The sequence below is a fragment of the Streptomyces sp. NPDC058157 genome (assembly GCF_042884105.1).
Classification (GTDB): Bacteria; Actinomycetota; Actinomycetes; order Streptomycetales; family Streptomycetaceae; genus Streptomyces.
Genome location: NZ_JBHVUQ010000253.1, coordinates 1 through 8,723 on the forward strand (window position 1 = coordinate 1; position 8,723 = coordinate 8,723).

9 protein-coding genes and 1 pseudogene are annotated in these 8,723 nt (G+C 74.3%); 8 read left to right on the forward strand and 2 right to left on the reverse strand.

Annotated features, from left to right (window positions below):
- Positions 1-176: 176 nt before the first annotated feature.
- From ACFVXK_RS34450 to ACFVXK_RS34470, 5 genes and pseudogenes are all read left to right on the forward strand, one after another.
- Positions 177-368, forward strand: a complete 192-nt coding sequence (locus ACFVXK_RS34450) for a hypothetical protein (RefSeq protein WP_389619922.1) — start codon at positions 177-179, stop codon at positions 366-368.
- Positions 369-641: 273 nt separating this feature from the next.
- A complete protein-coding gene (locus ACFVXK_RS34455) occupies positions 642-1,274 on the forward strand; it encodes an NADPH-dependent FMN reductase (protein ID WP_389619940.1) in 633 nt (210 codons plus the stop codon).
- A 257-nt stretch (positions 1,275-1,531) separates the two neighbouring features.
- Complete coding sequence (locus tag ACFVXK_RS34460) at positions 1,532-1,693, forward strand: hypothetical protein (RefSeq protein WP_389619925.1); 162 nt, start codon at positions 1,532-1,534, stop codon at positions 1,691-1,693.
- A complete protein-coding gene (locus tag ACFVXK_RS34465; RefSeq protein ID WP_045952010.1) occupies positions 1,690-2,268 on the forward strand; it encodes an RNA polymerase sigma factor in 579 nt (192 codons plus the stop codon). The genes ACFVXK_RS34460 and ACFVXK_RS34465 overlap by 4 nt, the downstream gene beginning before the upstream one ends.
- Positions 2,269-3,131: 863 nt before the next feature.
- Positions 3,132-3,899: pseudogene (locus ACFVXK_RS34470) on the forward strand (IclR family transcriptional regulator); the annotation flags it as partial.
- A 216-nt stretch (positions 3,900-4,115) separates the two neighbouring features.
- Here ACFVXK_RS34470 and ACFVXK_RS34475 read toward each other — a convergent pair.
- Positions 4,116-5,531 (reverse strand): MFS transporter, encoded by a 1,416-nt coding sequence (locus tag ACFVXK_RS34475; protein ID WP_389619928.1) that lies wholly within the window; start codon positions 5,529-5,531, stop codon positions 4,116-4,118.
- Between the two features lie 141 nt (positions 5,532-5,672).
- Here ACFVXK_RS34475 and ACFVXK_RS34480 point away from each other — a divergent pair, with 141 nt between their 5' ends.
- The gene (locus tag ACFVXK_RS34480) at positions 5,673-6,494 is read left to right on the forward strand and encodes a helix-turn-helix transcriptional regulator (RefSeq protein ID WP_389619942.1); all 822 of its coding nucleotides are present in this window, start codon (positions 5,673-5,675) and stop codon (positions 6,492-6,494) included.
- 14 nt (positions 6,495-6,508) lie between these two features.
- Here the strand turns inward: ACFVXK_RS34480 and ACFVXK_RS34485 are convergent, their stop codons facing one another.
- Positions 6,509-7,453: a nucleoside hydrolase gene (locus ACFVXK_RS34485; RefSeq protein ID WP_389619931.1), complete on the reverse strand. Its 945-nt coding sequence runs from the start codon at positions 7,451-7,453 to the stop codon at positions 6,509-6,511.
- 260 nt (positions 7,454-7,713) lie between these two features.
- Here ACFVXK_RS34485 and ACFVXK_RS34490 point away from each other — a divergent pair, with 260 nt between their 5' ends.
- Positions 7,714-8,424, forward strand: a complete 711-nt coding sequence (locus tag ACFVXK_RS34490) for a DUF4360 domain-containing protein (RefSeq protein WP_389619934.1) — start codon at positions 7,714-7,716, stop codon at positions 8,422-8,424.
- 69 nt (positions 8,425-8,493) lie between these two features.
- On the forward strand, positions 8,494-8,723 hold a 230-nt coding region (locus ACFVXK_RS34495), incomplete at its 3' end, for a hypothetical protein (RefSeq protein WP_389619937.1).

Below are 8,723 nucleotides of genomic sequence, written 5' to 3' on the forward strand. Positions count from 1 at the left end.
GAACGGCGTGAACCAGCGGCTCCGCCAGCCGGGGCACCCCGCCGGCGACCAACACCACGCTGCTCACCGCGGGCGGTGGCGGCGGGGGCGGCGGCGGGGGCGGAGCCACCCCCTCGGCCGTCGGAGCGCCTGGCACCCCCGGTACGGGAGGCACCGGCAGCTGCTCCACGGGCGGGGTGAACCTGCCCGGAGGCAACGGCGGCCCGGGCCTCACCGGCGCCACCACCGTCCCCGACGGGATCGTCGGACTCCCCCCGCTGACCGCCACGGGCGGCGACGGCGGCACCGGTGGCGGCGGCACCGCGGGCCGCGGCCCCGGCCACCCGGGACACGGCGGCGGCGACGGCTACGTGGTCATCTGGTGGTAGCGGCCTGACCCGCCCGCTCCCGGGACCCCAGGACCCGGGAGCGGGCGCCGCCCGACGGCGCGGCGTACCGCGCAGCCGGGTGACGTACGGCCGGACCCGCGCGCGGACCCGGTCGGCGCCGCCCGGCCGCCCGTACAGTCCGCTGGGAACCCCCGCCCCCGGCGCCGGGGGCGCCCACCGGCAAGGGAGACAGCCGTGACCTCGAACGACCAGGCCCACTTCCCCGCGGACCCGGCCCGCCCGCAGGACGGCCACGCCGCCGCCCGCGCCTCCATGCACGTGTTCGTGCTCTCCGGGTCCTCCCGCACCGGCTCCGTCAACGCCCGCCTCGCGGCACTCGTCGCCGGCCTGGTCGAGCGCACCGGGGCCACCGCCGAGCCCTCGCTGCTCGGGGACTTCCCGATGCCGCTGTACGACGGGGACGTGGAGGCCGACGAGGGCGTGCCGGCGGGCGCGCTGGCCCTGCGCGAGCGGATCGAGGCCGCCCAGGCCGTGGTCATCTCCTCGCCCGAGTACAACGCCTCCGTCCCCGGCCCGGTCAAGAACGCCATCGACTGGGTCTCCCGCGTGCGGCCCCAGCCCTTCAAGGACAAGCAGGTCCTGCTCGTCTCCGCCTCCCCGTCGATGGTGGGCGGCAACCGCGGCCTGTGGGCGCTGCGCGTCCCGCTCGAGCACCTCGGCGCGCGGGTCTACCCCGACATGTTCAGCCTCGCCGCGGCCCACCAGGAGTTCACCGAGGACGGCGCCCTCGCCGACCGGGGCCTGGGGGAGCGGCTGGCCTCGACCGTCGGCGCCTTCCTGGACCTCGCCGAGGCCGACACCCGCTACCTGTGCCTGCAACGCCGCTGGTACGAGTTCCTCGGCGACCGGACCGACGCACCCGTCACCGCCCGCGCCCAGGACTGAGCCGCCCCGGCCGCCGCGCACCCGTCCGTCCGTCAACGCACGCCCCGCCTTCGCCCGAAGGTGGGGCGTGCGCCGCTGTACGGGGGGCGTGCGCAAGGGCGGATGCGACTCTTCCGGAAGAAATCCGGACCCGGCTTGCACGATCGGGCGCCTTTTCCGATGGGGTGGTGATGGGGGGAGCTTGTCGCTCCACGGCTGCCGGACACGGGGGCAGGCGGCCCGCTACTCACAAGCCACTCGGAAGGTTCCACGCAGAAGTGAACGCTGCCCAGACCGTCACCCTCGTGCTGATAGACGCCACCGCGGTCCAGAACGACCCGAGAGCACCCCTCTCGGACGATTCGACCGGGGTGCCCGCGCACCCGCGGCTGCCCACCGCCCGCACCGGCGGCGACGAGCAACGACGGGGGAACGCATGAGCGAAGGAGAGTTCGACCCATCGGGGGACCAGACGGTCTCCAGTGAACTGGCGGGAGTGCTCCCCGTGGAGTTCACCGCGTTCCACTCCCAGCAGCACCGCGCGTACCTGCGCTACGCCCACCTGCAACTGGGCAACGCCAAGGACGCCGAGGAAGTCGTCGACGACGTGTTCACCTTCCTGCTGAAGGTGTGGCGCCAGGCGCTGAAGGAAGCGAGCCTCCACGGCTTCGCGTGGGCGGTGCTGCGCGAACACGTGGAACGGCGCCTGGCCGCCCTCGGCCGCCAGGTCGCCATGGTGGAAACGGCATGGTTCTCGGCACTGCGCCGCTCCTCCAGGGAGCGGCTCGAACTGCTGGAGTCGAAGCTCGGCCTGTACGCGGCGATCGCCGAACTGTCCGAGCGGCAGTACGACGTGGTGCTGCTGGCCTTCCTGCTGGGCAACGACTCCGACACGGTCGCCCGGATGATGGGGATCTCCCCCGCGACCGTCCGGTCGCACGTCCGCGGCGCACGCCGAACCCTGTCCCGCAAGCTCGGGGTGGACTGGATCCCCGGAGAGGAGAAGGACCAGTGAGCGACATGCCCGCTGACCGTGACATGCCGCTGCGCGAACTGGACGCGGCCCTGGAGAACGCGGCGGTGCTCGCCGAGGAGTACGCCGGATACGACGAAGGAGCCGCCCGGCGCCGCGTCGCCCGCCGCATCGCGGCCGACCGGGCCCGCTCGGCGATCGGCACCGCCGGAACCGACCAAGGCCGGGGACGGACCGCCGCGAACGCCTGGGACGACCTGGTGCTCGACGCCGCCTGCCACGTACGGGCCGCACGCTGCCTGGACGACCTGACCTGGTCCCTGGCCGAGAGCCGGGACTTCGCGGAACTCGCCCTGCACGCCCGCTCCTGGCCCCACGGCGTGGACTCGGCCCTGCTGTTCGGCTGCCTGCTGCACCTGACGGACCGGCTGGAGGCCGCGCAGTTCTGGTTCCAGTACGCCGCCGGAGCCGGCTCGCGCACCGCCGCCCAGTGCCTCTACCTCCACCACCTGGCCCGTGCCGAGGTCCGCACGGCCCGCCACTGGAAGCAGCAGGCCCGCGTCCTGCCCGTGGAGGACCACCTGCCGCCGCTGCCCCCCGTCCCCGACAACCTGGAGGAGACCCTCGGCGCCTCGGTCATCTGGACCTCGCCGCCGATCAGCACCCAGGACCTCACCACCCTCGCCGCCGGCCCCGGCCGGACCGAACGCCCCCCGTACCGGCTGCCCGCGCGGCTGCGCCAGGCCGTCGCGGCCCGCCCCCGCAAGGAGCACCCGGACCTGGGCGACATCATCACACCCAGCCCGCCCGTCGCCGTGGCCGTCGCCCGGCACGCCCGCCTCAACCCCGCGCACCTGACGGACGAGGCGAACGCGTGGGCCCTGGACGCCCTGAAGCAACCGCAGTTGACCCACGCCGCCCGCAAGTCCCCCGAAGGGCAGCCGGCCCCCGCCGCGCTGGCCTACGTCCACCAGGCCCTGCGCGTGCTGGAAGTCGTCAACCGCTACTCGGGCGGCGTCAGCCTCACCCAGATCGCCCGCGAGACGAAACTGCCCCAACTGGCCCTCGCCCGGGCCACGGAGCAGCTCGTCCGGGCCAACCTCGCCACCCCCACCGGACCGGACGCCTACATCGCCGGCCACGCCCTGCTGCTGGCCGACGCGGCCGGCGGGGAGGGCCGGGGACACCTGCGCGAGACACTGGCCTGGGTACGGGACGCCGTCGGCGCGGCCGTGTACGTGGCCCGCTACACCGACGGCGAGGTCTCCATCACCCAGTACGCCGACGGCCCCAGCGCCCCCGCCGTCCACGAGTGGGTCGACTTCCGTGAGGCCGCCCACGCGTCCGCCGTCGGCAAGGCCCTGCTGACCCAGCTCGACTACGACGACCGCAAGGACCACCTCGCCCGGCACGAGATGTCCCGCCTCACCTCCCACACCGTCACCAGCCAGGAGGCCCTCTTCCACCAGCTCGACACCCGCCGCCCCAACACCCCCCTGCTCGACCTCCAGGAGTACGCGGTGGGCACGGTCTGCGCGGCCGTACCGATCACGGCCGGCCCCAACGCCGAGTGCGTGGCCCTGTCCATCCCCGTCCCCGACCCGGCCCGGCTCAAGCAGGCCGCCCGGATCCTGCAGAGCGAGGCGGCCGCGGTCTTACTCGCCCTGATCGTCGCGGGCAGCACCCAACCCACCCCGGCCCGGCCCGCGTTCGACCCGCGCCCCGCCCCGCCGCGGTGTCCCGAACCGTCCGGCCGCACCGGACTGGAGACCACCGTCCTCTCGCCCACCTTCTAGCCGAGGGCCTTCCGCCCCGCCGGACGGCGCGCGGAAAGCCGAGCGGGCCCGGGCCGGAACCTCCGGACCGGGCCCCGCTCGTACGGCTCGGGATCAGGCCTCGCGCCGCCCGAGACCGACGGCCACCAGCAGGGCCGCGCCGACCACCAGGGCCGCGTCCACCGCCAGGACCGTGCGCACCCCGCCGAACAGGGAGGTCCCGGTCGTGGCCAGGACGCCCAGCAACGGGATCCCGACGGTGAGGCCCACCTGCTGGGTGGTGGTGACCAGACCCGTGGCCAGACCCTGCTCCCCGTCGGGCACCCCGCTCGTCACCGTCAGCCCGTACGAGATGATCGCGCCCAGGTGGCACATGCTGGCCAGCGACACGGCCACGGTCGCCACCAGCGCGCCCGAGTCCGCGCCCACCGCCAGCAGCGCCCCCGTGAACAGCCCCTGCCCGGCCAGCGAACCGACCAGGGTGCGGCGGGCGCCGAACCGGCCGATGAACCGGGGGGCCACCGAACCGGCGAGCGCCGAGGCGACGCCCTGCACGCCGAAGACCAGACCGGTCAGGAAGGAGGACAGCCCCAGCGTCTCCTGCAGGTACAGGGTCAGCACGAAGACGACCGTCGACATCATCGAGAACGTCACCAGCCCGCCCACGTTGCCCCAGGCCACGGTGCGCCGCCGCAGCATCGGCAGCGACACCAGCGGAGCGGCCGCCTTCGCCTCCACCACCACGAACGCGGCCAGCAGCACCAGCCCGGCCACCAGGGAAGCCCGCACGTCCGTACCGCCGAACCCGCGGTCGGCCGCCGTCGACAGGGCGTAGATCAGCGCGAGCAGCCCCGCCGTGACCGTCACGGCGCCCGGCACGTCCAGGCGCGGCCGCTCAGGGGTGCGGGACTCGGCCAGCAGCCCGGGGGCCAGGACCAGGACGACGAGCGCGGCGAGCGCGAGCAGCCCCATGGTCGAGCGCCAGCCGAGGGTGTCGGTCATCACACCGCCGAGGACCATGCCGACCGTGAAGCCGAGGGACAGCAGGGTGCCCGAGATGCCGAGCGCCCGGTCGCGCAGCGGGCCCTCGGGGAACGTCGTGGTCAGCAGCGACATGCCGGCCGGTACCACGGCGGCCGCCCCCAGGCCCTGGAGGGCGCGCCCGGTCAGGAAGGCGGCCGGGTTCCAGGCGAGGGTGGCGAGGAGCGAGGCCGCGCCGAAGACCGCGAGCCCGGCCAGGAACAGCTTCTTGCGGCCGAACAGGTCGCCGATCCGGCTGAAGAGGAGCAGGAACCCGCCGGACGGCAGGCTGAACGCGGTCACCGCCCACTGGAGGGCGGACGGACTCAGGTCCAGGTCCTCGCCCAGCACCGGCAGGGCGACGTTCAGGACGGAGAAGTCGAGCGCCACCATGAACTGGGCGGCGCAGAGCACGAAGAGGACCAGCCGTGCCCGGCCGGAGAGCCGGCCTTCCTCGGGGGCCGCCGTACGCGGCCCGGTGAACACGGGGGTCCGGGTGTCTGTCGTCATGACCACCACCCTCGCGGCCCCGCGACGATCGTGAAGAGTGGGAACTTATCCTGTTGGTGGCACCACCAGGCAGCCGGACAGGGGGAATCCGTGGCCACACCGATCGACCGCAACCGACGCACGGAACTGCGGGAGTTCCTGATGAGCAGGCGGGCCAGGATCTCCCCGGCGCAGGCGGGCCTCCCGGACGGCGGAGCCCGCCGCCGCACCCCGGGCCTGCGCCGCGAGGAGGTCGCCGTCCTCGCCGGCGTCGGGGTCTCCTGGTACCAGTGGCTCGAACAGGGCCGCGACATCACGGTGTCCGGCCAGGTCCTCGACGCGGTGAGCCGCGTCCTGCGCCTGACCAGCGCCGAACGCCGGCACCTGTACGTGCTCGCCGGGCTCAACCCGCCCGCCCTCGAAGTCGCCCCCGGCGACCGGGACATGTGCCAGGGCCTGCAGCGCCTGATCGACGCCTGGATGCCCTTCCCCGCGCACATCATGGACACCTACTGGAACACCGTCCTGTACAACGACGCGGCCGCGCTGGTCCTCGGCATGCGCCCGGAGATCGTGCAGAACTGCCTGATCGCCTTCTTCACCGACCCCGTCTACATGTCCCGCTCCCCGCACTGGGAGGAGCTCGCGGTGGAGGTCGTCGCCCAGTTCCGGGCGGCCTGCTCCGAACACCCCGAGGACGAGGGCTTCCAGGCGGTGCTGGAGCAGGCGAGGGAACTCAGCCCCCGGTTCGCGCAGTTGTGGGAGCGCCAGGACATCCGCCCCGGCGGCCAGCTCCGCAAGCAGATGGAGCACCCGGTCGTCGGCACCCTGTACGTGGAGTCGACCCAGCTGCGCATCCCGGCCCGCCCCGACCTGGCGATCGTGCTGCACACCCCGATGCCGGGCACGGAGACCGCCGAGAAGCTGGAGTGGCTGACCTCACCGCAGGGGCGCCGGGGACTGATGTACCCGGTCGCGGGCTAGCGCCCCGTCCCGCCTCACGGGGTGCGGGCGCCGAGGGTGGCCACGGCGCCGACCATGCGGTCCCAGAACGCGTGCCGGTCCAGGGTGACGGCGACCCGCGCGTTCGCCGGCCGGCCGAGGTAGCCGTGCGGGTCCACCACGGTGGCCCCGCGCGTGTGCGTGCCCCGCAGTTCCACGGCCACGTTCGCGTCCACGCACTCCACGATCGCCGGGTCGATCACCCGGGCCACCGCGACGGGATCGTGCAGCGGAGGGTGGGGCATGCCCCACAGGCGTCGGTAGGCGGCGGCGAAGAAGGTCAGCAACTCGGCGCAGACGTCGCCCAGTTCCGTTCCCAGTGCCTCGAAGCGGGCCACGACGTCCGGGGTGGCCAGGGCCTGGTGGGTGACGTTCAGGCCGCACATGGTCACCGGTACCCCGCTGCGCAGGACGATGTCGGCGGCCTCCGGGTCGGTGTACACGTTGAACTCGGCGGCGGGCGTGCGGTTCCCGCGCTCCGTGGATCCGCCCATCAGCACGATCTCGCGGATCCGGGCGGCCGAATCGGGGTAACGGGTCAGCAGCAGCGCGATGTTGGTCAGCGGAGCCGTGGGCACCAGCGTCACCGGCTCGGGGTGCTCGCTCAGGATCCGGTGGATCAGCTCCACGGCGTGCTCGGGCACCACGTCCACCGAGGGCTCCGGGAACCGCGGCCCGTCCAGCCCGGACGCGCCGTGCACGTCGTCGGCGACCGCCAGCGGCTGGAGCAGCGGCCGGGCGCAGCCCGCGGCGATCGGCACGTCCGTGATCCCGGCGACGGTGCACACGCGGCGGGCGTTGAGGGTGGTCTTCTCCAGGGTCTGGTTCCCGGCGACCGTGGTGATGGCGAGCAGGTCGACCGCGGGATCCGCCGCCGCCAGCATGATCGCCAGGGCGTCGTCGTGTCCGGGGTCGCAGTCGATGATGATCGGGACGGGCACGGGCAGTTCCTCCCGGTGGGGGCGCCGACCCGCCCAGTCTGCCGCCGCGGGGCCGCGACGGCCGCCACTTGTGAGCCAAAACGCCGCAGCCGTCGGCTCATACCCGCGCTTCGGGGGCCCGGTGCCGGCCGGTTCCCCCGGACGGGTGGCCGGGGCCCCGCCCCCGGGGTGGTGCCTGCCGCGCCTGCCCGGCCGGGCCGGGGGAGTGTGGAACGGTTCGAGCCGATCACGCACCGCAGCGATCGGAAGGACCCCCCCACATGTTCAGAACGGTGTTCACCGCCGGCGCGGCCGCCGCGCTCGCCGCCGCCGCCCTCACCCCCTCGGCGGGAGCCACGACCGGCGGCGGCGCGTCCTTCGGCGGCGCGCCCTCCGGGCAGGCGTCGTTCCGGCAGGCGTCCTTCGCACCGCCTGAGCAGATCACCATCGACGTGGTCCAGGTCAACGGCTCGGGCTGCCGCCCCGGCAGCGCCGCCGTGGCCGTCGCACCGGACAACACGGCCTTCACCGTGACGTACAGCGAGTACCTCGCCCAGGTCGGCCCCGGCGCCGATCCGACCGCCTTCCGCAAGAACTGCCAGCTGGGACTCAGCCTCAACGTCCCGCAGGGGTACACCTTCGCCATCGCCCAGGCCGACTACCGCGGCTTCGCCAGCCTGCACCAGGGCGCCACCGCCACCCAGAAGGCCAGCTACTACTTCCAGGGCATGTCCCAGACCGCCACCCGCAGCCACACCCTGCGCGGCCCGCTCCAGGACGGCTGGCAGGTCTCCGACAGCGTCCCCGTCGAGGCCCTCGTCTTCCACCCCTGCGGGGGCAAGCGGAACCTGAACATCAACACCGAGCTGCTCACCCAGGCCGGCACCTCCGACCCGGCGAAGGACACCAGCTTCCTCACCATGGACTCCACCGACGGCAGCATCAACACCAAGTACCACTTCAGCTGGAAGACCTGCCCGCAGCGCCGCTGACACCGGCCGCGCGGCGGACGCGGGGGCGGGGCCGGGGAGTTGTCAGACCCGCTCCCTAGCATGGCGTCCATGAGCTACTCGCACAGCAGTCCGGTCTCCCAGGTGGTGCGCGCCGCCCTCGCCTCACCCCGCGGCGGCGCCGCCGCCCCCGTGGCGGGCGCCGCCCTGCGGGCGGTGGAGGAGGCCCGCCCCGCGCGCACCCTCGGCGCGGCCGTCGCCGCCGCCGGCGGGGTGGACGGGGCGGCGGCGGACCGGCTGCGCGCGTGGGTGGCCGGCCTGCCCGGCGACCGGTGGCCCGG

Bases quoted from the DNA above. Each gene is read 5' to 3' on its own strand.
- ACFVXK_RS34455 (WP_389619940.1), top strand. From the start codon at position 642: ATGCACGTGTTCGTGCTCTCCGGGTCCTCCCGCACCGGCTCCGTCAAC.
- ACFVXK_RS34465 (WP_045952010.1), top strand. From the start codon at position 1,690: ATGAGCGAAGGAGAGTTCGACCCATCGGGGGACCAGACGGTCTCCAGT.
- ACFVXK_RS34475 (WP_389619928.1), bottom strand. From the start codon at position 5,531: ATGACGACAGACACCCGGACCCCCGTGTTCACCGGGCCGCGTACGGCG.
- ACFVXK_RS34480 (WP_389619942.1), top strand. From the start codon at position 5,673: ATGAGCAGGCGGGCCAGGATCTCCCCGGCGCAGGCGGGCCTCCCGGAC.
- ACFVXK_RS34490 (WP_389619934.1), top strand. From the start codon at position 7,714: ATGTTCAGAACGGTGTTCACCGCCGGCGCGGCCGCCGCGCTCGCCGCC.